Here is a 25,919-nt window from a genome sequence, read left to right as displayed (position 1 = left end):
CCCCCGAGGATATTTCCAACAGGGAAACGGGTCAGGGCGTGCGCAGCTGGCGTGTTGCGTGCAGGTCCGCAGTGCCGTCCGGTGCGAGGGCGACCCCGAAGAGGCTGCGGGCCTGATCGGGGGTGTAACGGCCGAGGCGCACGTCGTCGGCGACCGCGGCGGGAGCGCGTGTCAGCGGATCGCCGTAGCCGCCGCCACCGGGGGTTCTGACATGAACCACATCACCCGGGGCGAGGGGAATGTCCTGTTCCTTGGACAGGTGTTCGGGGATGTGGGGGGTACCGTTGCGGATCACCCTGACCTGATTCACGGCGCCGTCGCGGCCGGAGAGCGCACCGAGCGGCCCGCCGCGGCCGTGGTCCATGACGAAACTGGCGGTTGCCGCCCCTCGGCGCAGTTCCAGCGCGTAGTCCAGGCCGAAGCCGCCGCGATGCCGGCCCGCGCCGCCAGAGCCTTCGTGCAGGGCGTAGTGGTGGTAGAGGACGGGAAATTGCGCCTCCATGATTTCGACCGGCGGTGCCTTGGATATGCCGATGGTGGAGCAGCCGTTCGAGAGTCCGTCGTGATCGGCATTGCCGCCGTAGCCCCCGCCCGAGAGTTGGTACATGACGAAATCGCGTTGCTTTTCCGGGTCGTGCCCGCCGAGGGCAAAGTTGCCCGATGTTCCGGCGGGGGCGGCCGTGACGCGGTCGGGAAGTGCCGGGGCGAGCGCTGCGAAGACAGCTTCGGCGATGCGCTGGCTGACTTCGGCGGCACAGCCCGAGACCGGGCGCGGATATTGCGCGTCAAGGAAAGTGCCAGCGTATCCCGTGACATGGAGGGGTTCGAAGGCACCGGCGGAAATGGGCACCTCGGGGAAGATGTGGCGCATGGCGAGGTAGACCGAGGAGAGCGTCGTGGCGAGCACGGAGTTCATCGGGCCGGCGCAGGGGGCGGAGGAGCCGGTGAAGTCGAAGGTGAGGCCTGCGTCGGTCTTGTGGACGGAGAGGCGGATTTCCAGGGGCGTATTGACCACGCCGTCGCTGTCGATCCAGGCCGAGGCGGTATGCGTCCCCTCGGGGACCTGGGCGAGATAGGTGCGCATCTGCCGTGCCGCGCGATGGCGCAGTTCGTCGATCGCCGCCGAGACAGTGGCATCGCCGTAGCGGTCGAGCAATTCGGAGAGGCGGTCGGCGCCGACCATCAGGGCAGCGGCCTGGGCCTGTACATCCCCGATCCGCTGGTCGGCGACGCGAATGTTGGAGCAGATGACCTGGTAGATTTCGCTGTCCAGCACACCCTGTTTGAACAGTCGGACCGGGGGCAGACGGAGCCCCTCCTGTTCGACCGAGGTGGCGGAGGCGGAGAAGCCGCCGGGAACGGCGCCGCCGGTGTCGGGCCAGTGGCCCGTGTTGGAAAGCCAGCAGAAGATCTTGCCGTCACGGTAAAAGGGGCTGGCGAAACGGACATCCATCAGGTGCGTGCCGCCAAGGTAGGGGTCGTTGACGATGTAGATGTCGCCGGGCGTCGGTGCGGGGGTGAGGCCGTCGCGGATACGTTCGATCAGCACGCGGGTGGAATATTGCATGGTGCCGACAAAGACCGGAAGCCCTTGGGCGCCCTGGGCAATGAGGGCGCCGTCGGTCGCGGAATAGATGCCATCCGAGCGGTCGTTCGCTTCGGCAATCACCGGAGAGAAGGCGGCGCGGGAGAAGGAGAGGTCCATCTCGTCGCAGACCTGCTGAAGCCCGGCCTGGATGACGGAGAGGGTTATGGGGTCGAGTTCGGGCGTCATGGGCGGACCTCGGGGGCTGGGCGGAGAGAGGGGAGATCGCCCCGGGGGGCGATGCCTCCGGCGGGGATACTTGGAACAGGGAAACGGATCTGGCCTTGGAAGGGGCGTCCTTGGGAGGGGAGCCCTGCGGAGGGGAGCTGGCCCGGGACAGGGGGAGGGTCTGAAAAAGGGAGAGAAGCTGCGTCGGATGTTCGGAGCGGGCAGGGGGATGCGTGCGGGAGAGGCAGCCGGGCGGGCACGCGGTGGGGGCGTCGGGGGCGTAGGGGCGGGCGCGAGGCGAGGGCGGCGTCGGGGTGGAGGGAGCGTGATCGTGTCATGCGGCGCCGATCTCGATCAGGATATTGCCGATGGCATCGGTGGTGACGCGGTCGCCGGGGGGGATGAGGGTGGTGGTGTCCATCTGCTCCAGGATCGCGGGGCCATCGAATGCGGCGTCGGCGGGCAGGCGATCGCGTTGATAGAGGGGCGTGTCATGGACCTGGCCGGAGAAGCGCACCTTGCGGCTGCCGCGGCAGGCGGCGTCCACCGTGGCTTTGCGTTCCTGCGCCGGGATCAGCGTGGCGGGATCGAGGCCCTGACGCGTACCGATCACCGAGGTGTTGGCATTGACCACGGCGGCGCGGATGGTGTCGAGGCGGACGCGGAAGCGGTTGAAGTAGACATCTTCGAACCGGGCTTGCAGGGCCTCGCGCGTGAGTGTGGGGTCGGGAAGGTCGACGCGCAGCAGGTGGGTCTGGCCGATGAACTGCATGTCGACCGAGTGCAGGACGCGGGTGTCGGTGACGGAGACCTTTTCGCGGGCGATCAGGGCGCGCCCTTCGCTCGCCTGCGCGGCAAGTGTGCTGGAGAGCTGGGACATGTCGAGCGTATCAAGGGGGGTGGCCAGGGTGCGCGTAAAGTCGTGGCGCAGGTCCGCGACAAGGCATCCCAGCGCGTTGGTGATGCCGGGGCGGGCCGGCACGAGCACCCGCGGCACGCCGAGTTCGCGCGCCAGGGCTGCGGCATGCAGCGGGCCGGCGCCACCGAAGGCGAAGAGGGCGAAGTCGCGCGGATCGGCCCCGAGCGAAACGGAGACCATTCGGATTGCCCCCGCCATCTTGACGTTGGCGAGGCGGATCACGGCGTCGGCAGCCTCTTCCGGGGTGAGGCCGAGCGGTTTTCCCAGTTTTTCCGAGAAGATGGCGCGGACCTGTTCCAGCGTGACGCCGCCTTCGACGGACTTCAGCCGTGCGGGATCCAGGCGGCCGAGCAGGAGGTTGGCGTCGGATATGGTGGGTTCGGTGCCGCCGCGCCCGTAGCAGATCGGGCCGGGGGTGGCGCCGGCGGATTCGGGGCCGACCTCGAGCAGGCCGGCGGGATTGACGCGGGCGATGGAGCCGCCGCCTGCGCCCACGGTGCGCACGTCGACCATGGGAACGTGGATCGGCATGGCGTATTCGATCTCGATCTCGTTGGAGACGGGAGACTGGGCATTTCGGATCAGGGCGACGTCGGTGGAGGTGCCGCCCATGTCGTAGGTCAGCAGGTTTTCGATGCCGGCCGCGCGGCCCGTGAAGGCGGCGGCCATGACGCCGGAGGCGGGGCCGGACATCACCGTGCGGGCGGCCTCTTCGGCCACGCGGGAGGCCGAGACCATGCCGCCGTTGCCGTTCATCACCAGCAGTTCACCCGCGTAACCACCCTGGGCCAGGGAGCCGGCGAGGTTGGTCACGTAGCGGTCTAGGATGGGCTGGACCGAGGCATTGACGGCGGCTGTCACGCCGCGTTCGTATTCGCGGCTTTCCGACAGAAGGGCGTGGCCGAGGGTGATGTAGCTGTTGGGCCAGAGGGTGCGCAGCACCTCGCCCGCGCGCGCCTCGTGTGCCGGATTGCGATAGGAATGCAGGAAGTGCACGACCACCGAGGTGCAGCCGAGCGCGAGGAGTTTGCGCGCCGCATCGGCCAGGGCCTCTTCGTCGAGGGGGGTGATGACACGGCCCTCGGCGTCCATCCGCTCGGGCACCTCAAGGCGCAGGTCGCGGGGGATCAGCGGGGTGAATTCCCCTTTCATTCCATAGGCTTGGGGGCGGGTTCTGCGGCCCAGCTCCAGGACGTCGCGAAAGCCTTTGGTCGTGATCATGCCAGTGCGGGCGAGCTTGCGTTCCAGCACGGCGTTGGTCGTGGTGGTGGTGCCGTGCACGATCAGGGCGGTGTCGGGCAAATCGGCCCCGGCTTCGGCCACGGCCATCATCACGCCCCGCGACTGGTCATCCAGCGTGGAGGGCACCTTGGCCAGACGGACCGCGCCCGTGGCCGGGTCCATGAGTATGAGATCGGTGAAGGTTCCGCCCACGTCGACGCCGATCACCTGCCCTGTCATCGTATCCTCGCCTGAAGCCATGTCGTGCCTGTTCCCCGGATTGGTATGTTTGTGTGCAAATGATTTTCCAATGTGCAGACAGAAGTCAATCGGTTGCGTGCGGAGGCGGCTTCGTCAAGTTGTCGTTTGCTTAGCTTTCGGGCCGTCGCCATGATCGGCACCGGGAAACCTAGGCGGGGGTGGGCATGAAAAGGCTGAATCTGGAACGTCGGTATCTGGGCGGTATCTGGGCGGTATTTGGGTGGTTTCTGGCGGCGGTCTGGCCTGCGGGTGCGCTGGCGCATACCTCGGAGGGGGGCTTCGTGCTGTTGCTGCCGACGGGCTATTACGTCTGGGGCGGCGCGGCGAGCGTGGCGGCGACGGTGCTGCTGATCTTGCTGTTGCCGGAACGGGCGGCGCGGGGGATGTTCGCGACGCGGCGGCTGTTCGCACTGTGCGGTGGCGCGCGGTGGTCGTTGCTGACATCGGGCGTGTGCGCGGTGCTGCTGGCGGGGGCGGTGGTGGAGGGGTTGCGCGGCGGTCAGGACCCGACGCACAACGCGCTGCCGCTGTTGGTCTGGACGGCGATGTGGCTGTTCGTCGTCACGGCGCAGGGGATCGTCGGGGACCTGTGGCGCTGGGTCAGCCCGTTTCGGGCGCCCTATGCGCTGTTGCGGGCCTGCGGACTGCGCCCGGTCTTGCGATGGCCGCGCGGGCTGGGTCATTGGCCGGGGGTGCTGAGCTATGGTGCCTTTGCGGCGGTGCTGCTGGTGGATATTGCCCCGGCGGATCCGGACCGGCTGGCCTGGATGGTGCTGGGGTATTGGGTGCTGACCTTGACGGGATGCGTGATCTTCGGGCCGGTCTGGCTGGTGCGGGCCGAGGGGGTGGGCATCGTGATGCGCGCCTATGCGCGGCTTGCGCCGGTGGCGCGGCGGGGCGGGGCGATACAGGCCGGCTTGCCGGGCTGGGGCTGGGTGAGCGCCCCGGTGCCGGGCGTGTCGCTGGCGATCTTCATGTTGATCACGCTGGCCTGCGGCAGTTTCGACGGCCTGAACGAGACCTTTGCCTGGCTGGGCTGGATCGGGGTCAATCCGCTGGAGTTCAGCGGGCGGTCCGCCGTGGTTCTGCCGAATGCCGTCGGGCTGGGCGTGGCGGTGGCGGCGCTGGTGGCGGCCTATGGTCTGGCGGTGCAGGCCGGGTTGCTGCTGGTCGGGGATCGCCGCTTTGCCCTGGGGTTTCGGATGCTGGCCCCCGCGATCCTGCCGATCGCCTTTGGCTATCACATTGCCCATTACCTGACGGCGGCGCTGGTGAACGGGCAGTACCTGGCGGACATAGTCAGCGATCACATCGGCGGGCCGGAGATCGAGGTGACGACGGGGTTCCTGAACCAGCGCGCCCCGGTTCATGTGCTGTTCATGGTGCAGGCGGGGGCCGTTGTCCTGGGCCATGTCATTGCCATCCTGATGAGCCATGCCGCCGCATTGCGGCTGACCGGCAGCCACCGGCGCGCGGCGATCAGCCAGGCGCCGCTGGCGCTGTTCATGATCGCCTATACCCTTTTCGGGCTGTGGCTGCTGGCATCACCGCGCGGCGCATGATGCGGGCGGGCTGTGGTTGGGGCGGGGCGTAGCGCGGGCGGGGCGTAGCACGGGCGGGGCGACGTTCGGGCAAGGGGCGACGTTCGGGCGGGCGGAATGTCAGCGGGCGGCAATGCGGGGCGGAGTGGCGCCCGATCTTTGAGCGGCGACCAGAAAGAATGCACACAAACGAGTTTCGGTGCAGATAAATTATTGGACAGCTCATTTGCGCGCCTACAGACTGCGACGCAGGGTCAGCCTAATAAGACCTCGTCAATCATATCCAACAGGGATGTTCTGATCATGACCGATACACCCAGCAAGAGACTTTCCGGGGCGAGTTCAGCCCTGCCGACGCGCCGCCAGGCGCTGAAGACCCTGGCCGCGGGCGCAGGTGCGGCGGCCACCATGCCGCTGTGGTCGCGTTACGCCGGCGCGCAGAGCGCCGAGCCGATCCGCATCGGCTTTGGCAAGCACGCCACCGGCATCGGCGCGGCCTATGGCCGCTGGTACGAGCGCACCTCGGTTGCGGCCCTGGCCAAGATCAACGCAGAGGGCGGTATCAATGGCCGCCAGGTGGAACTGGTGACCGAGGATGACGGCACCGACCCGAAACGCGCCGCCGAGGTGCTGGAGAAATTCGCCAGCCAGTCCAAGTGCGACATCGCCTTCGGCACGCTGTTCAGCCATGTCGTGATCGGGGCCGCCCCGCGCGCGGCTGAACTGAAGCTGCCGTATTTCGTGGTGTCCGAGGGGCATCACGTCGCGTCGGGGATGCTGAACCGCTGGACGCTGCAACCCGGTATCACGGACGTGAAAAGCCAGGTGACGGCGATGGCCCCCTTTCTGACCAATACGCTGGGCAAGAAGGTGACGATGATCTACCCCGATTACGGTTTCGGCTATGATCACCGCGACAACCTGACCCCGGCGATCACGGCAGCGGGTGGCGAAGTGGTGGCGCAGATCGCCATTCCGCCGACCGAGACCAGCTTTACCAAGTATTTCCCCAAGATCCCGCGCGACACCGAAGTGATCTATCACGTCATGGTCGGGCCGGCCGTGCTGACCTTTGTCAAGGAGATGGGCGAGTTCTTCGGACCCTCGCGCCCCGAGATCTTCGGCTTCATCGATTCGCTGGAGGCGGTCGATCTGTCCTCGCCCGGGTTGGAGTTCCTGGAGGGCACGTATTTCTGGGAAGGGATGCCGCGGTACCTGCAGGACGATGCGCCCGACTATGTCAAAGCCTACCGCGATGCGGTGGGGATCGACGCGAATGGCGCCAGCACCAGCGACGGGGCGGATGTGTCGACCGCGGCGCACATGTTCGGCTGCTGGGAAACGCTGCACATCATCAAGGCGGGCATGGAAGCGGCGGATTACAAATCCACCGATGACCGCCAGGCGCTGATCGAGGCGGTCGAGGCGATGACCGACATGCCCGCCGGGCCGGACCACCCGCAGGGCGCGAAACGGTTCAACGGCAAGACGCACCAGGTGTTCGGGCCGCAGTACATTTCCAAGGTGACGGACGGCAAGCTGGTGGTGGCCGAAACGGTCGACTACGAAGATACGCTGTACCCGGACGAAGTGGACTACACCACGATGAGTTTCTGACGCCATCGCGCCTGAAACGATCCCCCTGTCCGACGCCGCGTGCCGGGCAGGGGGAGGACATGTCCAGACCAGCGGGCCAGTCGCGCCCGGTTGAGGGACCCGCCACCTGCCCGGCACGGATCGGCAGCGCCCTCGGAGAATGATCAATGGAATTCGGACCTTACTTATTGCTCGCCTGCCTGGAGGGCGCGGTGCTGGCGGCTGTGCTGGCGCTGATGGCCTCGGGGCTGAGCCTCGTCTTCGGTGTCATGCGCGTTGTCAACGTGGCGCACGGCGAGTTCTACATGCTGGGCGCGGTGATGGCCTGGGTGGTGACCAGCGTGCTGGGCGGCGGAGCGGTGATCAATTTCGTCGCGGCCCTGATCCTGGCGCCGCTGATCGTCGGCGCGCTGGCGGTGCTGGCGGATGTGACGATCCTGAAGCGGCTAAGCTATGACCCCGAGCGCACGATCGTGGCGACCATCGGGTTGCTGTACATCATCCAGCAGTTGGCGCTGATGGGGTATGGCCCCGAGGCGCGGCCCGTGGCGCCGCCGTTCAACAGCCGCATTGCCCTGCCGTGGGTCGAGTGGGGCGAGGGCGGGATTGGCCTGTATTTCCCCTGGGGTCTGTCGACGACGAGTTACAAGCTGTTCGTGATCGTGGCGGCCGTGGTGCTGCTGGCGGCGCTGCGCCTGTTCATGACGCGCAGCCGCGCCGGGCTGATCATGCGCGCGACGCAGGCCGACGGCGAGATGGCGACGGCCTTCGGCATCCCGGTCGAGCGGGTCTATGCGCTGGTCTTTGGCGCGGGGGCCGCGCTGGCGGCGCTGGCCGGGGTGCTGATCGTGCCGATCCAGCAGGCGCATTACCTGATGGGGGGCGACGCCCTGTTGCTGAGCTTTATCGTGGTGATCATCGGCGGGCTCGGCTCGCTTGCGGGCACGGTCGTTGCGGCGGTGCTGATCGGGATGAGCGATGGCATCATCTCGGTCTTTTTCACGCCGACGCTGGCCAAGATCATCGCGACGCTGCTGGTGGCGCTGGTGCTGGTGTTCCGCCCGCAGGGCCTGTTCGGGGTGCGTGAGCGATGAGGGGCAAGACCTGGGGCGCGGTCGTCGCGCTGCATCTGGGGCTGGTGGCGGTGCTGTTTGCGCTGAACTTTGTCCTGCCGGTCTATCATCAGGGCGTGCTGGCGCGGGTCATGGTGCTGGCGGTCTATGCGATCGGGTACAATATCGCCTTTGGCTATACCGGGCTGCTGAGCCTTGGCCATGCGATGTTCTTTGGCGCGGGCCTGTATGGCGCGGGTCTGATGGGGCTGCATTTCGGCATGTCGGCGCTGCCCGCGTGGCTGGTCGGTACGGGGGCCGGCGCGTTGCTGGCGCTGGTGGTCGGCGCGCTGGCGCTGCGCACGGCGGGCGTGTCGTTCATGATCGTGACGCTGATGTTCGCGCAGGCGGTCTACCTGACGATCCTGTATTTCGGGGATATCACCCATGGCGACGACGGGTTTGTCGTGCCGGGCGTCAGCCGGACGCTGGCAGGCATCGACCTGAGCCAGCAGCACCCGCGATATCTGGTCGGATGGGTTCTGTTTTCCGCCGCGCTGCTGTTCAGCCTGTGGCTGGTCAGGGCACCCTTTGGCCGGGTTCTGGTGGCGATCCGTGAAAACGAGGAACGCGCGCGCCTGCTGGGCTATGACACGGGACGCCGCAAGCTGGGGGCGCTGGTGATTTCCGGCGCGATCTCGGCCGCGTCGGGGGCCGCCTACGGGCTGCTGTTCGGCTATGTCGGGGCCAGCTTTGCAGGGGTGCAATATTCGATCTTTGCGCTGCTCTGGGTGTTGCTGGGCGGCGCGGGCACCGTGTTGGGGCCGTTCGTGGGGACGCTGTTCATGTTCTATCTGATCGACCTCGCGACCGGGGTGACCGACGCCTACATGCTGATTGCGGGCGTGGTGCTGGTGGGCCTGACGCTGTTCGCGCCGCAGGGTATCGTGGGCGAGGTGCGCCGACGCCTGTGGAGGGATCTGCCATGAGCGATGTGATCCTGTCGACCAAGGGGTTGAGCAAGAGCTTTGACGGGCTGCGCGCCAACCACGACATCAATTTCGCGCTGCACCGCCACGAGGTTCATGCGCTGATCGGGCCGAACGGCGCGGGCAAGACGACCTTTGTGTCGATGTTGATCGGGCGGCTGCGGCCCACCTCCGGGGTGATCACCTTTGAGGGGCGGGACGTGACGCGGCTGGGGGCGCAGGCGCGGGTGCAGGCGGGCATGGCCTATACCTTTCAGATCACCAGCGTGTTTGCCAAGCTGAGCTGCCATGAAAATGTCGCCCTTGCCGCCCGGCGTCTGGGCGGGGATGTCGAGGCCGAGGTTGCCTCGGCCCTGTCACGGGTCGGACTGGGGGCGCGTGCCGGGGAAATCGCGGGCGATCTGTCCTATGGGCACCAGCGGTTGCTGGAGATTGCGATGGGGTTGGCGCAGCGCCCGGCCTTGCTGATCCTGGATGAGCCGACGCAGGGCCTGGCCGAGAGCGAGATCGCTGGCTTCAAGGCGCTGATCCGCGGCTTGGCGACCGAGACGACGATCCTGCTGATCGAGCATAACATGTCCGTCGTGATGGAGCTGGCCGACCGCATCACCGTGCTGAATTTCGGCGAGGTGCTGGCGCAGGGGACGCCGCAGGAGATCCACCAAAGTGCCGAGGTGCAATCGGCCTATCTGGGCACCGGAGGCGACGATGCTGAACATTGAGGGGCTGAGTGCCGGGTATGGCGCCGCGCCGGTGTTGCGGGGCGTGAACCTGCGTGCCGAGGCCGGGGAAATCACCGTGCTGATGGGGCGCAACGGCGCGGGCAAGACGACGCTGATGAAGGCGATCATGGGGCTGGTGCGCGCCGAGGCGGGGCGGATCGGTCTGGGGGGCGCCGACCTGGCGCAGATGCCTGCGCACCAGGTGCCGCGACAGGGGGTCGGGTACGTGCCGCAGGGCAGGCGGCTGTTTGCGGATCTGAGCGTGGCGCAGAATATCGAGGTCGGTGTTGGGGCCGGGCCAAAGGACACCGCCAGCCGCCGCGCCCTGCGCGCCGAGGTGCTGGAGCTGTTTCCGCGCCTGCAGGAACGCATGAGCCAGCGCGCGGGCACCCTGTCGGGCGGCGAACAGCAGATGCTGGCGACGGCGCGGGCGCTGTGCGTGCGGCCAAGGCTGTTGCTGCTGGACGAGCCGACAGAGGGGCTTCAGCCGTCGATGATCGAGGCGATCCGGCAGGTCATGGTGGCGATGCGCGACAAGGGGCTGGCGGTGCTGCTGGTGGAACAGCGCATCGATGCCGTGCTGGGGCTTGCCGACCGGGTCAGCGTGATCGAGATGGGCCGCAATGCCGAAGATTTCAGCCGCGCCGATCTGGCGGTGCCGGAACATGCCAGGCGCCTGCGGGGGCATCTGGGGGTCTGAGGCGGAGGGTCAGCAGAGCTTGCGCAGCAGGGTCAGGAATGTCTCGATTTCATCGGCATCAAGCGGGGCGAGGGTTTCGCCGGTGATGGCAAGGGCGGCATGGGCGGTGCGTTCATAGAGCGCGCGGCCCTCTTCGGTGGCCGAGAGGTAGTGGCGGCGGCGGTCCTCTTCGTCGGGGGTTGCCATGACGAGGCCCCGGGCGCGCAGGCGGTCCGCGACACCCTTGATCGTGGCGGCGTCCATCGCCACGGCGCGGCCAAGCGCGTTCTGCGAGGTCGGCCCCATTTCGCACAGCTTGGCCAGCGTGGCGAACTGTGTCGAGGTGAGATCGGGCAGCATCTGGGTGAAGATAGAGAGATGGCGTTGCGACGCACGGCGCAGAAGGAAGCCAACCTGCTCCTCCAGCCTGTAGGCATTTGCTGCCTTATCCTTGAACTCATATTGCATGAAAAAGGTATCTCTGGCCCGGTTGCGATTGGCAAGGTGGAAAGAGATTGACACCGAGGTCGGCGAACAGGCAAATTCCATTTGTATACGAACAAAATGTCGGGCGTATCGCGCGGCGGCTCTGCTGGCCGGTGCGGCGCCGGACCCCTTGTTTACAGGAGTGACGCGGTATGGCGCCAGTTGACAAGATCCGATGCGATGCCTGCCCGGTGATGTGCTATGTGGCCGAAGGGCGCACAGGCGCCTGTGACCGATATGCAAACGAAGGCGGACGGATTGTGCGCTGTGATCCGGTGACGGTGCTGGATCGGCGTATCGCGGCGGGCGGAGAGATCCGCCCCTTTGCGCAGCGTGATTGGGACGGTGACGCGGTGGCGGGGGGCGATCTGTTCGTGTCGGGCATCGGCGCGGGCACGACCTATCCCGATTTCAAACCGGCGCCGTTCATCGTCAGCCGCGAGATCGAGGGCGTCGATACGGTGACGGTCGTGACCGAGGCGATCTATTCCTACTGTGGCGTCAAGGTAAAGATCGACACCGACCGCCACATCGGGGACGAGCGCGCGGTGGTGCGCGCCAGGGGCGAGCCGATCGGCATGGTGATGACGGCCGAGTATGGGTCGCAGATGCTGTCGCTGGGCGGTGTGGATCACCTGACGGGCGGGTCCAAGGCCGAGGGGCGTGCCACCTGCGACACGCTGATGGCGCTGTGCAACGGCGCGGCGGTGGAGCTGGAGATCGAGGGCGGGTCAACCGTGCTGGTGCAGGCGGGGCAGGCCCCCGTCGTGGACGGTGCGCGCGAGGAACGGATGCGCGTTGGTTGCGGCAGCGCGACAATCGGCATGTTCGCGAGCCAGTGGCAGGGCCTGGTCGACGAGGTTGTCGTGGTAGACGACCATATCACCGGCGTGGTCAGCGAACATCAGGCGGGCAAGGTGATCGGCTGGCAGGACACCGGGATCAAGATCAAGGGGCGGCGGTCGACGCCGGGCCGGTACTTTCAGGTGGCCGAGCCGGGGCTGGGCTGGGGTGGCACAGATATCAGCGATCCGCTGACCATCCTTGGCGACTGGCAGCCCAAGAAGGGCGCGCGGCCCGGACTGACGCTGCTGATGGTGTCGACCACGGGCGAACATGCAGCCTATTACGTGCTGGATGCGGACCTGCGCCCGGTGCAGCAACCGCTGCCCGAGAGCTTGCGCCCCTCGGTCGCGCTGATCGAGGAAAACTGCGAACCGGCGCTGTGCACGGTGATGTTCTGCGCCGGGGCCGGTGGGTCGTTGCGATCCGGGGTCACGCAGAACCCGGTGCGGCTGACCCGCGCGGTGCAATCGGGCGCGGCCAAGGTGACATTGGGCGGGGCGCAGGCGTTTTTGTGGCCCGGCGGCGGAATTACCCTGATGGTCGATGTGCTGGACATGCCGGCGGGCAGCTTTGGCTATGTGCCGACGCCGGCGCTGGTCGCGCCGCTGGAATTCACCATGCCGCGCGATCTGTACGTCGCCCTCGGCGGCTATGGGGCCGCGATCCGGCCGCTGGCGCAGGTGCTGGAAGAGGGCGGCGAATACGGCGACAGCTTTCGCGCGGTCGCCCCGGTTGCCCCGGTCGTGCGGTGATCGAGGCGCTGCCGCAGATGCGCTCGGGCGTGGCGCGGGCGGCGATGCTGCCCGATGGCGCGCGGCTGCATTTGCAGGCGGGGCCGATCGACCTGATCCTCTGGGCGGAGGTGGATGTGCGACCTGTGGCCCATGCGGCGGCGGTCCGGCGTTTCGACGGCCTACTGGAAGATCTGGTGGCGGAACTGGCCGAGCTGCGCCGCCAGGGTGGCCAGCCGCAGGGCGTGGTGGCGCAGCGCATGGCGCGTGCGGTTGCCCCCCATGCGCCCGATTTCATCACGCCGATGGCGGCGGTGGCCGGCGCCGTGGCCGAGGAGGTTCTGGGGGCCATGGCCGCTGTCGCGCCGGGCGCCAAGCTGTGGGTGAACAACGGCGGGGATATTGCCTGGCAGGTCGGCGGAGACGAAGAGATGCGGCTGGCGATGGCGGGCGGCGTGATCGCGGTGCCGGCCTCTGCCCCGTGGCGGGGCTGCGCGACATCCGGTCGGGGGGGGCGCAGTCATTCGCTGGGCATCGCGGATGCGGTGACGGTGCTGGCGCGCGGCGCCGCGGTGGCCGACGCGGCGGCGACGATGATCGCCAATCGCGTCGATCTGCCGGGCCATCCCGCAGTGCATCGCCGCCCCGCCGACGCGCTGTCGCCCGACAGTGACCTGGGCGCGCGTCTGGTGACGGTGGGCCTGGATCCCCTGAGCGAGGCCGAGGTGGCGCTGGCGCTGGCGCGCGGTGCCTCTCATGCGGCGGAGTTGCAGGCGCGCGGGGTGATCGGGCCGGTGCACCTGGCGTTGCAGGGGCAATCGCGGCAGGTTGGCGCGCGCGATCTGATAACGGATGAAAAAATGAAACTGGAGGAGCGGCATGGCTGAATTCACCCTGCGCAAGACGATGATTTTCCTGGAAGAGATTGCCCATGACGGTGGCCCGAGCGGGCCTGCGCGGCAGCGCGGTGCCATCGTGGCGCTGGTCAAAAACCCTTTTGCGGGCGGCTATGTCGAGGATATTGCCAGCGCGATGGACGACCTGAAACCGCTGGGCCTGGAGATGACCGACAAGCTGATTGCGGCCATGGGCGGGATCGAGGGGATCGACGGTTACGGCAAGGCGGCCATGTGCGGCGAGGCCGGAGAGCTGGAGCATACCGCGCTGTGGCACGTGCCGGGGGGGTATTCGATGCGCGAACGGCTGGGCGAGGCGCTGGCCATCGTGCCGTCGTCGATGAAGCAGGGCGGGCCGGGCACGCGGATCGACATTCCGCTGGGCCATATCAACGCGGCCTATGTGCGCAGCCACTTCGACGCGATGGAGGTGGGGCTGCCTGACGGCCCGAAAGCCGACGAGCTGTTGTTCGCGCTGGCGATGTCGCGCGGCGGGCGCATCCACGCGCGTGTCGGCGGGCTGACGGTCGATCAGATTTCCAAGGGCGATGGTCTGCGCTGAGCCGTGCAGGTGCCTGTCGGGGGCCCGCCGCTCATCTGACGGGCCTGCGCCTGCCTGCGTGTGGGGTGGCCCGCTGCTGCGGGCCACTTGGGTGATCAGGCGGGATCGCCGAAACGGGTGCGGTCAATGGCGCGCAGCATGGCGGTGACCAGCGCGAGGTTGGGGCATCCCAGCCCATGCGAACGCGCCACCGCAAGGGCGGCGCCGAAGATAGGCTCGATCTCCATCGGGCGGCCGGCTTCGAGGTCTTGCAGGGTCGACGGCTTGATCCGCAGCTTTTCCCGCGCCGCCTGTGCGCGCTGTTCGGGTGAGGTCGGGAATACGACCTGTTCGGCCAGCCCGACGGCCTGTACCTCGTGCATGATCGCGACGACGAACTGCATCAGCACCGGATCGGCCAGCGCCTTGTGCACCGGCGTCTGCGAAACGGCGCAGACCGAATTCAGCGCCGCGTTGCCCATGATCTTGTTCCACAGTGCATTCTGGAATGGCTGGGTGCGGCGGATCGACAGACCGGCGGCTTGCATCACCTCGGCCATCCGCAGCACGTCGCGCGTGTCCTGGCCGGGCAGGCGGCCAAGGTCGATGTAGCCTTCGTTGTTGACGTTGATAAGACCTGGTTCCTCGACAAAGGCGCTGAAAAAGGCGATGGCGCCGATGGCCCGCGCCGGCCCGATGGCAGACCACAAGGCCCCGCCCGGGTCGACCTCGTCCGCGCCGCGGGTGCCGCCGTTGCCATCGCTGATCGGGTACCACCAGGGCAGGCCATTGACGACGCTGAGGATGCGGCCATGGGGCGCGAGCAGCCGAGCGAGCTGATCTGCCATGGGCGGTATCTGGTGCCCCTTCAGTGCGGTGATGATCACGTCCTGCGCGGGCAGGCTGTCGGGGTCGTCTGTGGCGGTCACCTGAAAGGTGCGAATGTCGGGGGCAGAGGTGGTTCTGAGGCGCAGGCCCTGCGCCTGGATGGCCGCAAGATGCGCACCGCGCGCGACGACGGAGACCGCGCCGATCCCGGCTTCGGGCGGGGCCGCGGCAAGCTGGGCGGCGATGGCGCCGCCGATCGCCCCGGCCCCGACGACGCAGATCGACAGGGGGCGGTCGGGCAGGTCGGGCAGGTCGGGCAGGTCGGCGGGCGGGGTCTGGGTCACTTCGGTCATCGGGCATTTCCTGTTGTCTTGCGTTCCGGGCAAACTAGGCCCGGGATCGGGCCGGGCGCAAGGCGAGGCGGTGTTGCAAGAGTGCTTGACAGGCGGCGCCCAAGGACGGATTTACAGGGTCGATTTTCATTGCTAAGTCATGTTGCCCGGCACGATCGGGCAGGCAGGACGAAAGAAGGGCACGGAATGAGCGGGAAACGATGGCAAAGCTGGCCGTTTTCCCGGCGATGGTAAGGCCATCGCCGCACTGACCCCATTCCATTGCCAAAGCGGTCTGACGCCCTTGTCCGCGCGCCGCCCCTGCACAGAGATGTATTCCCGATGACCGACCTCACTTTCCAGACCAAGGGGGGTGTGACCGTCACCCGCCGCGAACTGCCCGCGACCTACATGACCGACACCGATGCGCTGGCGGTACAATTGGATTCGCACCGCGGGGTGCTGTTGACTTCGAACTACGAATATCCCGGCCGCTATACCCGGTGGGATTTCGGCTTTGCCGAGCCGCCGGTGATGATCGAAAGCCGTGGTCGCAAGATGAAGCTGCGGGCGCTGAACGGGCGCGGCGAAGTTCTGTTGCAGATGATCGCGCCGACGGTCACCGCGCTGGACGCGGTCGCCGGGGCCGAGGTTTCGCAGACCACCATCACGCTGGACATCCGCCAGCCCGACCGGGTGTACAACGAGGAAGAGCGGTCGCGCGCACCGTCGGTGTTTTCCGTATTGCGGGCCATCGTGGCGCTGTTTTTCACCGACGAAGACGGGCACCTCGGGTTGTACGGCGCGTTTGGCTATGACCTGGCGTTCCAGTTCGAGCCGATCGAATTCACCCTGGAACGCCCTGCCGATCAGCGCGACCTGGTGCTGTTCCTAGCAGATGACATCCTGGTCGGGGACCATTATTCGACCTCGGCCATGCGGTACCGGTACGAGTTCGCCAAGGATGGGCTGAGCACCGAGGGCGCGCGTGGCGGCAGCGTGGCCGAACCGTTCCAGCGGGGACGCGAGGATCTGCCGCGCGGGGATCACAACCCCGGCGAATACGCCCAGCTTGTCACCCGCGCCAAGGAAAGCTTTCGCCGCGGCGACCTGTTCGAGGTGGTGCCGGGGCAGGTGTTCTACGAGCCGTGCAAGGACAGCCCTTCGGCCATTTTCGAGCGGTTGAAAAAGATCAATCCGGCCCCTTTCGGGTTCATCATGAACCTTGGCGAACAGGAGTACCTGGTGGGCGCCAGCCCCGAGATGTTCGTGCGGGTGACGGGACGGCGGGTCGAGACCTGCCCGATTTCCGGCACCATCAAGCGGGGCCGGGACGCGATCGAGGACAGCGAGCAGATCCTGAAGCTGTTGCAGTCCAAAAAGGACGAATCAGAGCTGACGATGTGTTCGGACGTGGATCGCAACGACAAGAGCCGGGTGTGCGAACCCGGCAGCGTGCGCGTGATCGGGCGGCGCCAGATCGAGATGTATTCGCGCCTGATCCATACGGTCGACCATATCGAGGGGCGTCTGCGCGAGGGAATGGATGCCTTTGACGCCTTCCTGTCGCACGCCTGGGCCGTGACGGTCACTGGCGCGCCGAAGCTGTGGGCGATGCGGTTCATCGAAAAGCACGAAAAGAGCACGCGGTTCTGGTATGGCGGCGCGGTCGGGGCGATCCAGTTCGACGGTGGCATGAACACCGGCCTGACGCTGCGCACCATTCGCATCAAGAACGGTGTTGCCGAGGTGCGCGCCGGTGCGACCCTGCTGAACGACAGCGACCCGGACGAGGAAGAGGCCGAGACCGAGCTGAAGGCCAGCGCCATGCGGGCCGCCATTCGCGGCGACATGCGCAGCAACAGCGGGGGCGGGGACGGCACCCGCCTGCCGTCCGGCAAGGGGCGGCGATTGCTGCTGGTCGATCACGAAGATTCCTTTGTGCATACGCTGGCCAACTACTTTCGCCAGACAGGGGCCGAGGTTCTGACGACCCGCAGCCCCGTTGCCGATGCGGTTTTCGACCAGTTCCGCCCGGATCTGGTCGTGCTGTCGCCGGGGCCGGGCAACCCGTCGGATTTCGATTGCGCGGCCACGATCCGCAAGACGCTGGACCGTGGGTTGGCCTTGTTCGGCGTCTGCCTCGGCCTGCAGGCGATTTCGGAATATTTCGGGGGCGAGTTGCGGCAGCTGGACGACCCGGTTCATGGCAAACCGTCGCGCATTTCAATCACCAATCCGGGCGAGGTCTTTGCCGGGCTGGAGTCGCAGATCACGATTGGAAGATATCATTCCCTGCATGTATCCGTGGAAAGCCTGCCGCAGGAGATGGCTATTACGGCCAGCACTTCGGATGGTATCGTCATGGGAATAGAACATCGCGACCTGCCAATTGCAGCCGTGCAGTTTCACCCCGAGTCAATCATGTCTCTGGGCCAGGACGCAGGAATGCGAATGATTGAAAACGTGGTGGCGCGCCTTGGCGTCAATACAGGGGCAAAGGCAATGGCAGGCGAGTAGCCCGTTCAATCTGCAATTGAATGCTGGACAGGCCGGACATCGAAAGGTGTCCGGTCTTTTCATTTTGTACGGATGCCCAATAGCGTCATCTTTAGACATCGGCGTGATGATCTGGCGGATGTTCGCTCAAGCACAATAAATTTCGGATTAACCAAATCTTGATTATTTCTGCTCTATTGCCAATGATGAATAAATCGTCTTAAAGGTCGTTTTCAGAAATGGCCACTCCGTTTCTGAGTGTATGAGGACAATGAAAATGTTAGATTTAGATCTGGACGCCATGGCACTGGCGGATCTGAAAAAGTTGCAAGTGCAGGTGAACACTGCCATCAAGACCTACGAAGACCGTCAGCGCAAAGCGGCAATTGCCGAACTTGAAGCCAAGGCCGCGGAAATGGGATTTTCCCTGTCCGACCTGACGGGGAACCACGGTAGCCGTAAGCCGAAAGTGAATCCGCCGAAATACCGCAATACCGAAGACCTGACCCAGACGTGGAGCGGCCGTGGCCGCCAGCCGAGCTGGATCAAGGATGCGATTGCGCGGGGCGAGTCCCTGGATCAGTTTCTGATCGTGAAATAATCGTCCGGTACGGTCGGGCCACCATGCGTTCATGGAGCCCGGCCAGACCGCCGCGAGTGAGACCGATGAAGGGGCCAGGGGCCTCTTTTTTTATGCGCAGGGGCCTGCTGTTTGCAGGTCTGTCAGGGGGGCTGTTGGTTCGGACGGTCGGTTTGCACGTGCGGTGCATCCGGTCGTACGGCGGGGCGATTGAATTTTGCGCAGATGCGGGGCCATTTGAAAAATAATGTCCGCGTAGAAAATTTACCATTTGATAAAAAATTGAAACATGCCACGCTGGCTCTACCAAGGATCTCAACGGGAGGCCCCAGGATGAGCAACACGACAATGACACCGGGTATCCAGCCGGGGCGCCTGCCGGGCGAAAATCTGGACGTGAATTTTCAGGACCTGCATCCGCCGCTGACGCCGCATGAGGCGCATGTTGCAGCGGACCGCTGCTATTTCTGCCACGACGCCCCGTGCATGACGGCCTGTCCGACCTCGATCGACATTCCGTTGTTCATCCGCCAGATCATGACCGGTACGCCCGAAGCGGCGGCAAGGACGATCCTGGAACAGAACATCCTTGGCGGGATGTGCGCGCGGGTCTGCCCGACCGAGACGCTGTGCGAGGAGGTCTGCGTGCGCGAAACGGCAGAGGGTCAGCCGGTCGAGATCGGTCGTCTGCAAAGGTACGCGACGGACACGCTGATGGCGCGCAATTCGCACCCCTTTGCCCGCGCCGCCGAAACCGGCAAGCGCGTGGCGGTTGTGGGGGCTGGTCCTGCGGGCCTGGCCTGCGCGCACCGCCTGGCGATGAAGGGGCATGACGTGGTCATGTATGACGCCCGCGCCAAGGCGGGCGGCCTGAACGAATTCGGTATCGCCGCCTACAAATCGACCGAGGATTTCGCCGCGCGCGAGGTCGCCTGGCTGCTGGGGATCGGCGGGATCACCGTGGAAACCGGCAGATCGCTGGGCGCCGGACTGAGCCTGGAGCAGCTGAAACAGGACCATGATGCCGTTTTCCTCGGGATTGGCCTGGCGGGGGTCAATGCCTTGTCGGTCGCGGGTGCGGAGAAGGACGGGGTTGTCGACGCTGTTTCCTTCATTGCCGAGTTGCGGCAGGCGGAGGATCTGGCGACGCTGCCGGTGGGGCGTCGCGTCGTGGTGATCGGTGGCGGGATGACGGCGATCGACGCCGCCGTCCAGTCGCGGCTGCTGGGCGCGGAGAGCGTTACCGTGGCCTATCGGCGCGGAGCCGACCGCATGGGGGCATCGCAGTTTGAACAGGATCTTGCGGCGTCCAAGGGCGTGCGGATCATGACCAACGTGATGCCGGTTGCCGTGCACGGCAACGGCGCGGCCAGCGAGGTCGAGCTGGAGTATACGCAGGACGTGGATGGCCGTCTGACCGGCACCGGCGAGACGGTGCGGCTGGTGGCGGACCAGGTGTTCAAGGCCATTGGCCAGACGTTGCAGGGCGCGCCCGAGGGGCTGGAAATCACCCGGGGCAAGATCGTGGTGACGGGGGGCGGGCGTACCTCGGTTAAGGGCGTCTGGGCCGGGGGGGACTGTGCCCTGGGTGGCGAGGACCTGACGGTGACCGCCGTGGCCGAAGGGCGCGATGCGGCCGAGGATATTCACAAGGCATTGATGGGGTAGGGCGCGAGCCCCCCACGCAAAGGTGGTTTCGGGCATGCCCGGCCGCCCTACGCAGGGAGACGTGATATGGCTGATCTGACGACAACTTTTCTGGGCATTACCAGCCCGAACCCCTTTTGGCTGGCCTCTGCACCGCCGACCGACAAGGAATACAACGTGCGCCGTGCCTTCGAGGCTGGGTGGGGTGGCGTGGTGTGGAAGACGCTCGGCATGGAAGGTCAGCCGGTCGTGAACGTGAACGGGCCACGCTACGGCGCGATTTTCGGTGCCGACCGCCGGCTGCTCGGGTTGAACAACATCGAACTGATCACGGACCGCGATCTGCATCGCAATCTAGAGGAGATCACGCGCGTCAAGAAGGACTATCCCGATCGGGCGCTGATCGTGTCGATCATGGTGCCCTGCGAGGAAGAGGCATGGAAAGCCATCCTGCCGCTGGTCGAAGCGACCGGGGCGGACGGGATCGAGCTGAACTTCGGATGTCCGCACGGGATGGCCGAACGTGGCATGGGGTCGGCTGTCGGGCAGGTGCCGGAATACATCACCATGGTGACGGAATGGTGCAAGATGTACTATTCCAAGCCGGTCATCGTGAAGCTGACACCGAATATCACCGATATTCGCCAGCCTGCCCGTGCTGCGTTCAAGGGCAATGCCGATGCGGTGAGCCTGATCAACACCATCAATTCAATCACCAGCGTCAATCTGGATGCGATGAGCCCGGAGCCGATGATTGACGGCAAGGGCACGCATGGCGGGTATTGCGGACCGGCGGTCAAGCCGATCGCGATGAACATGTGCGCGGAAATCGCCCGTGATCCCGAAACCAATGGCAAGCCGATCAGTGCCATCGGCGGTATCACGACATGGCGGGACGCGGCGGAATTCATGGCGCTTGGCGCGGGCAATGTACAGGTGTGCACCGCTGCAATGACCTATGGCTTCAAGGTGGTTCAGGAGATGATCTCGGGTCTGAGCCAATGGATGGATGAAAAGGGATATGAGAAGACGTCGGATTTTGTCGGCATGGCGGTGCCCAATGTGACGGATTGGCAATATCTGAACCTGAATTACGTGACCAAGGCCAGAATTGACCAGGATGCCTGCATTTCCTGCGGCCGCTGCTATGCCGCCTGCGAGGATACAAGCCACCAGGCGATCGACATGTCCATTGATCGGGTGTTCACGGTAAAGGATGACGAATGCGTGGCGTGCAACCTTTGCGTTAATGTCTGCCCTGTCGAGGGCTGTATCGAGATGGTCGAGCTGGAAATGGGCGCGTTGGACGAGCGTACCGGGGAAATCGTCAAACCTTATGCCAACTGGACCAGCCATCCGAATAACCCCGGCGCGATCAAGGCGGCTGAATGAGATTGAGACAGGCAATCTGATCCCCACCAGTTTTCAGGCTGTCTCAGGGTCGTCCTTATCGGGCGGCCCTACCTGCTTTCAGGGGGGGAGGTGGTGGGGCGCGTGTTTCCAAGGCGGGGCGGGTGCGATATTGCGGACCCCGGGATTGCGGGCCCCTAATGCGGCGTCGAGGTGAGCATGACGGAACTGACCATTCTGGAAAATGTCCTGAGCGACCGCGGATCGCGATACGCGGTGTCGGGCGGGCCAGCGGACAGCCGGGCGCAGGCCGAGGCGATGATCAAGGAACTGAAGCGGCGCAAGAAATTCGCCAAGGCAACCCACAACACCTGGGCGCTGCTGTTGCCGGGCGAACCGGTGAAGTCCGACGATGGCGAGGCAGGGGCTGGATTGGTGATCTTGCGGATGCTGGAACGCGCGGACCTTCGGGGGCATGTCGTCATCGTGACCCGCTGGTTCGGGGGCACGCATCTGGGCGGCGACCGGTTTCGCCATGTCCAGAGCGCGGTTCGCGCCTATTTCGACCAGGTCGGCATTGATCCCGGGGCAGGTCGTGCCGGGTGAACGACGGCCCTGGCGGTAGAGGTGGAGGGGGCGCCGCCCCCCGCGCCGGCGGCGCGTCCCCCGGGGATATTTCAAACAGGGAAACATCCAGGCCGGCACGCCCGCGTCAGGCGGGGCCCTGGGGGGCCACGGACAGCATTCGGGTGAACAGGGTCGTCAGGTAGGCCTCGGCCTGGGGGAAGGGATCGGGGCGGTCGGGGCCGAGAACGGCACGCACCTGGACATCGAAATCGGCGTAGTGCTGGGTCAGCGACCAGATCGAGAAGATCAGGTGATGCGGGTCGGCGGGGGCGAGGCGCCCCTCGGCCATCCAGCCTGCGATGATCGCGGCCTTTTCATCGACGAGAGTCTTGAGGTCGGTGCCGAGCAGGCCGAGGATATGGGGGGCGCCCTGGACGATTTCATTGGCGAAGAGGCGGCTTTCGCGTGGATGATCGCGGCTCATTTCCAGTTTGCGGCGCACGTAGGTGAGGATTTCGTCCAGCGGATCGCCGGTGGCCTGGAGTTCACGCAAAGGGTCGAGCCAGGTGTCCATCAAGGTGGAGAGGAGGTGCGTGTGGATCGCCTCCTTGGAGGGGAAATAGTACAGCAGGTTCGGTTTCGACAGGCTGGCTTCGCGTGCGATCTGGTCGACCGTGGCGCCGCGGAAGCCCTGTGCGGAGAAGATGTTCAGGGCTGCCTCGGAAATCAGGGCGATGTTCTTGCGTTGAATTCGGGTGCGGGCCAAGGGTTTGTTCATCCTGTTGCAGGGTCCTTCGAATCTACGGGAAGTTTCTGTCTCTAAAAGCTTTTCTGCGTAAATGGCCGGCTGTGTCGCTTGGGTGGGCGTGGCGGGGCGTGCGGAGTGACTGAAATATGATCAATCCGGGCATCAGGTGTCTTGCAGCGGTGTTGGACGGGCGAATTTCTTGACTGCCCCATGTGCTCTGCTAGCGTGGCTTTGACCAAAAGGTCAAAAGGAATTTAGGTCAGTCAAGGAGCCTTGTCATGTCTGCACCCGGTGAGAATTTCAAGATTAACGGGGAAAGACTGTGGGACAGTCTGATGGAAATGGCCAAGATCGGGCCCGGTGTCGCGGGCGGGAACAACCGGCAGACGCTGACCGACGAGGACGCCGAGGGTCGGGCGTTGTTTCGGGACTGGTGCGAGGCCGCCGGGTGCACCATGGGGGTGGATTCCATGGGCAACATGTTCGCGCAACGGGCGGGCACGGACCCCGACGCCTTGCCGGTCTATGTCGGTTCGCACCTCGATACGCAGCCGACGGGGGGCAAGTACGACGGCGTGCTGGGCGTTCTTGGCGGGCTGGAACTGGTGCGGACGCTGAACGATCTGGATGTGAAGACCAAACATCCCATCGTGGTGACCAACTGGACCAATGAAGAGGGGACGCGATATGCCCCGGCGATGCTGGCGAGCGGCGTTTTCGCCGGTTTGCACGAGGAATCCTGGGCCAAGGATCGCGTGGATTCCGACGGGAAGCGATTTGGCGACGAACTGAAGCGGATTGGCTGGGAAGGCGATGAGCCGGTGGGGCAGCGCAAGATGCACGCCTTTTTCGAACTGCATATCGAACAGGGACCCATCCTGGAGGCCGAAGGCAAGGATATCGGCATCGTCACGCATGGGCAGGGATTGTGGTGGCTGGAGGTCACGCTGACCGGCAAGGACGCGCATACCGGATCGACGCCGATGAACATGCGGGTGAATGCCGGCTTGGGAATGGCGCGGATCACCGAGTTGGTGCATTCGATCGCGATGGACGCGCAGCCGGATGCCGTAGGCGCCATCGGCCAGGCGAATGTCTATCCCAATTCGCGCAACGTGATCCCGGGCAAGGCCGTCTTTACCATCGATTTCCGTTCGCCCGACCTGGAGAAGCTGGACGGGATGCGCGCCCGGCTGGAGGCGGAGGCGCCGAAGATTGCCGAAGACCTGGGGCTTGGGATTTCCATCGAGCCGGTGGGGCATTTCGACCCCGTGACCTTTGATGAGGGCTGTGTCGGGGCGTTGCGCGATGCTGCCGATCGCCTGGGATATTCGCACCGCGATATCGTGTCGGGGGCCGGGCATGATGCCTGCTGGATGAACCGGGTGGCGCCGACCGCAATGGTGATGTGCCCCTGCGTCGACGGGTTGAGCCATAACGAGGCGGAAGACATCAGCAAGGAATGGGCCGCAGCGGGGGCGGATGTGCTGCTGCATGCGGTCGTCGAGACTGCTGTGATTGTAGAGTGATCGTGCCGCCTGCCCCGAGGGCGGGTTGGCAGAGGGAAGAGGGGGCGCTGCCCCCGCCGCGCCAAAGGCGCGACGCCCCCGGGATATTTCCAACAGGGAAACAGGGCCGGGGTTGGAACAGACAGGGAGAGTAAGATGAGCAAGGTGATCAAGGGCGGAACGGTTGTCACGGCGGACCGGCAATGGAAGGCGGATGTCCTGATCGAGGGGGAGACGATCAAGGAGATCGGCGTGGACCTGATGGGCGACGAGGTGATCGACGCCGAGGGGGCCTATGTGATTCCCGGCGGGATCGATCCGCATACGCACCTCGAAATGCCCTTCATGGGAACCACCGCGGCGGAAACCTTTGAGAGTGGAACCTGGGCTGCGGCCACCGGCGGGACGACGATGCTGGTGGATTTTTGCCTGCCGGGGGCGGATGGGTCGATCAAGAATGCGATCAACGAGTGGCACCGCAAGAGCGCGCCGCAGATCTGTTCCGACATCGGCTATCACATGGCGATCACGGGCTGGAACGAGCTGATCTTTGACGAGATGAAATACGCCGTGGACAACGGGGTGAACTCCTTCAAGCACTTCATGGCCTACAAGGGCGCGTTGATGGTGGAGGATGACGAGATGTTCGCCAGCTTCAGCCGCTGCCGCGAGCTGGGGGCGATCCCCATGGTACATGCCGAGAACGGCGACCTTGTCGATATCATGCAGAAGAAATTCCTGGCGGAGGGCAAGACCGGGCCGGAGTGGCACGCGCGGTCGCGTCCGCCGGAATTCGAAGGGGAGGCGGCGAACCGCGCGATCACGATTGCCGATGCGGCCGGGGTGCCGCTGTATATCGTGCACGTGTCCTGCGAACAGGCGCACGAGGCGATCCGGCGGGCCCGTCAGAAGGGGATGCGGGTTTATGGCGAGCCGCTGGCCCAGTTCCTGACCTTGGATGAAAGCGATTACCTGAACCCCGACTGGGACCATGCCGCGCGGCGCGTGATGTCGCCACCCTTTCGCGGCAAGGAGCACCAGGACGGGCTTTGGGCCGGGTTGCAATCCGGCTCGTTGCAGGTGGTGGCGACGGACCATTGTGCCTTCACGACGGAGCAGAAGCGTATGGGGCTGAAGGATTTTACCAAGATCCCGAACGGCTCCAACGGTGTCGAGGAGCGTCTGGCGGTGCTGTGGACGCAAGGGGTCGAGACGGGGCGGCTGACGCCCGAGGAATTCGTCGCCGTTACCTCGACCAATATTGCCAAGATCCTGAATATCTATCCCAGGAAGGGCGCGCTCGTCCCCGGTGCGGATGCGGATGTGGTTGTGTGGGATCCGAAGATTTCCAAGACGATCAGCGCGTCGAACCATCATTCGATCATCGATTACAATGTCTTCGAGGGCTACGAGGTCACGGCGCAGGCGCGGTATACGCTGAGCCGGGGCGAGGTGATCTGGGCCTGGGGACAGAATTCGCAACCCCAGCCGGGACGCGGGCGGTTCGTGCCGCGTCCGGCGTTTCCGTCGGCCAATACCGCGTTGAGCAAGTGGAAGGAGCTGAACTCTCCGCGCTCGGTTCAGCGTGATCCGATGAACATTCCGGCTGGCATCTGAGGGGAACTGC

General features: G+C 65.5%; 21 protein-coding genes. 16 read left to right on the top strand and 5 right to left on the bottom strand.

All coding sequences use genetic code 11. The annotated features are described in order from the left end of the window. Positions 1-31: 31 nt before the first annotated feature. Together DL237_RS10475 and DL237_RS10470 are read right to left on the bottom strand one after the other, a co-directional pair. Positions 32-1,774 carry a hydantoinase B/oxoprolinase family protein gene (locus DL237_RS10475; protein WP_119399022.1) on the bottom strand — a complete coding sequence of 581 codons (1,743 nt, stop codon included), beginning with the start codon at positions 1,772-1,774 and terminating at the stop codon, positions 32-34. Positions 1,775-2,087: 313 nt separating this feature from the next. Beyond that, positions 2,088-4,154, bottom strand: a complete 2,067-nt coding sequence (locus tag DL237_RS10470; protein WP_119399021.1) for a hydantoinase/oxoprolinase family protein — start codon at positions 4,152-4,154, stop codon at positions 2,088-2,090. Positions 4,155-4,318: 164 nt separating this feature from the next. Here DL237_RS10470 and DL237_RS20575 point away from each other — a divergent pair, with 164 nt between their 5' ends. The 6 genes from DL237_RS20575 (at position 4,319) to DL237_RS10440 (ending at position 10,754) form a co-directional block, all read left to right on the top strand. Then, complete coding sequence (locus DL237_RS20575) at positions 4,319-5,716, top strand: hypothetical protein (RefSeq protein WP_158585617.1); 1,398 nt, start codon at positions 4,319-4,321, stop codon at positions 5,714-5,716. Between the two features lie 282 nt (positions 5,717-5,998). Beyond that, complete coding sequence (locus tag DL237_RS10460; protein ID WP_119399020.1) at positions 5,999-7,312, top strand: ABC transporter substrate-binding protein; 1,314 nt, start codon at positions 5,999-6,001, stop codon at positions 7,310-7,312. 146 nt (positions 7,313-7,458) lie between these two features. Next, entirely contained in the window at positions 7,459-8,385 is a 927-nt protein-coding gene (locus tag DL237_RS10455; protein WP_119399019.1) for a branched-chain amino acid ABC transporter permease, read from the top strand. Further along, the gene (locus DL237_RS10450) at positions 8,382-9,332 is read left to right on the top strand and encodes a branched-chain amino acid ABC transporter permease (RefSeq protein WP_119399018.1); all 951 of its coding nucleotides are present in this window, start codon (positions 8,382-8,384) and stop codon (positions 9,330-9,332) included. The genes DL237_RS10455 and DL237_RS10450 overlap by 4 nt, the downstream gene beginning before the upstream one ends. Next, the gene (locus DL237_RS10445) at positions 9,329-10,054 is read left to right on the top strand and encodes an ABC transporter ATP-binding protein (RefSeq protein ID WP_119399017.1); all 726 of its coding nucleotides are present in this window, start codon (positions 9,329-9,331) and stop codon (positions 10,052-10,054) included. The genes DL237_RS10450 and DL237_RS10445 overlap by 4 nt, the downstream gene beginning before the upstream one ends. After that, on the top strand, positions 10,041-10,754 hold the full coding sequence (locus tag DL237_RS10440; RefSeq protein WP_119399016.1) for an ABC transporter ATP-binding protein: 714 nt from the start codon (positions 10,041-10,043) through the stop codon (positions 10,752-10,754). The genes DL237_RS10445 and DL237_RS10440 overlap by 14 nt, the downstream gene beginning before the upstream one ends. Before the next feature lie 9 nt (positions 10,755-10,763). Here DL237_RS10440 and DL237_RS10435 read toward each other — a convergent pair whose 3' ends face one another. Then, the gene (locus DL237_RS10435; protein WP_119399151.1) at positions 10,764-11,201 is read right to left on the bottom strand and encodes a MarR family winged helix-turn-helix transcriptional regulator; all 438 of its coding nucleotides are present in this window, start codon (positions 11,199-11,201) and stop codon (positions 10,764-10,766) included. A gap of 170 nt (positions 11,202-11,371) precedes the next feature. Between DL237_RS10435 and DL237_RS10430 the strand changes: the two genes are divergently transcribed. The 3 genes from DL237_RS10430 to DL237_RS10420 are packed head-to-tail and all read left to right on the top strand — an operon-like array spanning position 11,372 to position 14,254. Continuing rightward, a complete protein-coding gene (locus DL237_RS10430) occupies positions 11,372-12,817 on the top strand; it encodes a 6-hydroxynicotinate reductase (protein ID WP_119399015.1) in 1,446 nt (481 codons plus the stop codon). Next, positions 12,814-13,683 (top strand): UPF0280 family protein, encoded by an 870-nt coding sequence (locus DL237_RS10425; protein ID WP_233544947.1) that lies wholly within the window; start codon positions 12,814-12,816, stop codon positions 13,681-13,683. Before DL237_RS10430 ends, DL237_RS10425 begins: the two co-directional genes overlap by 4 nt. Next, on the top strand, positions 13,676-14,254 hold the full coding sequence (locus DL237_RS10420; RefSeq protein ID WP_119399014.1) for an amino acid synthesis family protein: 579 nt from the start codon (positions 13,676-13,678) through the stop codon (positions 14,252-14,254). The genes DL237_RS10425 and DL237_RS10420 overlap by 8 nt, the downstream gene beginning before the upstream one ends. Positions 14,255-14,349: 95 nt before the next feature. Here the strand turns inward: DL237_RS10420 and DL237_RS10415 are convergent, their stop codons facing one another. Next, positions 14,350-15,414 carry a ketopantoate reductase family protein gene (locus tag DL237_RS10415; protein WP_119399013.1) on the bottom strand — a complete coding sequence of 355 codons (1,065 nt, stop codon included), beginning with the start codon at positions 15,412-15,414 and terminating at the stop codon, positions 14,350-14,352. Between the two features lie 321 nt (positions 15,415-15,735). Between DL237_RS10415 and DL237_RS10410 the strand changes: the two genes are divergently transcribed. The 5 genes from DL237_RS10410 (at position 15,736) to DL237_RS10390 (ending at position 22,075) form a co-directional block, all read left to right on the top strand. Beyond that, positions 15,736-17,913: an anthranilate synthase gene (locus tag DL237_RS10410; protein ID WP_119399012.1), complete on the top strand. Its 2,178-nt coding sequence runs from the start codon at positions 15,736-15,738 to the stop codon at positions 17,911-17,913. Between the two features lie 256 nt (positions 17,914-18,169). Next, complete coding sequence (locus tag DL237_RS10405; protein ID WP_325048633.1) at positions 18,170-18,493, top strand: H-NS histone family protein; 324 nt, start codon at positions 18,170-18,172, stop codon at positions 18,491-18,493. Positions 18,494-18,805: 312 nt separating this feature from the next. Further along, on the top strand, positions 18,806-20,140 hold the full coding sequence (locus DL237_RS10400; protein ID WP_119399010.1) for an NAD(P)-dependent oxidoreductase: 1,335 nt from the start codon (positions 18,806-18,808) through the stop codon (positions 20,138-20,140). A gap of 66 nt (positions 20,141-20,206) precedes the next feature. Continuing rightward, positions 20,207-21,511, top strand: a complete 1,305-nt coding sequence (preA, locus tag DL237_RS10395) for an NAD-dependent dihydropyrimidine dehydrogenase subunit PreA (RefSeq protein WP_119399009.1) — start codon at positions 20,207-20,209, stop codon at positions 21,509-21,511. 177 nt (positions 21,512-21,688) lie between these two features. Then, positions 21,689-22,075 carry a YigZ family protein gene (locus DL237_RS10390; RefSeq protein WP_407691905.1) on the top strand — a complete coding sequence of 129 codons (387 nt, stop codon included), beginning with the start codon at positions 21,689-21,691 and terminating at the stop codon, positions 22,073-22,075. Between the two features lie 106 nt (positions 22,076-22,181). Here DL237_RS10390 and DL237_RS10385 read toward each other — a convergent pair whose 3' ends face one another. Beyond that, positions 22,182-22,814, bottom strand: a complete 633-nt coding sequence (locus DL237_RS10385) for a TetR family transcriptional regulator C-terminal domain-containing protein (protein ID WP_119399008.1) — start codon at positions 22,812-22,814, stop codon at positions 22,182-22,184. Positions 22,815-23,062: 248 nt separating this feature from the next. Between DL237_RS10385 and DL237_RS10380 the strand changes: the two genes are divergently transcribed. Further along, positions 23,063-24,313 carry a Zn-dependent hydrolase gene (locus tag DL237_RS10380; protein ID WP_119399007.1) on the top strand — a complete coding sequence of 417 codons (1,251 nt, stop codon included), beginning with the start codon at positions 23,063-23,065 and terminating at the stop codon, positions 24,311-24,313. 135 nt (positions 24,314-24,448) lie between these two features. Beyond that, complete coding sequence (hydA, locus tag DL237_RS10375) at positions 24,449-25,909, top strand: dihydropyrimidinase (RefSeq protein ID WP_119399006.1); 1,461 nt, start codon at positions 24,449-24,451, stop codon at positions 25,907-25,909. The last annotated feature ends 10 nt before the right edge of the window (positions 25,910-25,919 follow it).

Source organism: Pseudooceanicola sediminis (assembly GCF_003575965.1).
Taxonomy (GTDB): domain Bacteria; phylum Pseudomonadota; class Alphaproteobacteria; order Rhodobacterales; family Rhodobacteraceae; genus Pseudooceanicola; species Pseudooceanicola sediminis.
This window is presented reverse-complemented; position numbering and strand designations above follow the sequence as displayed.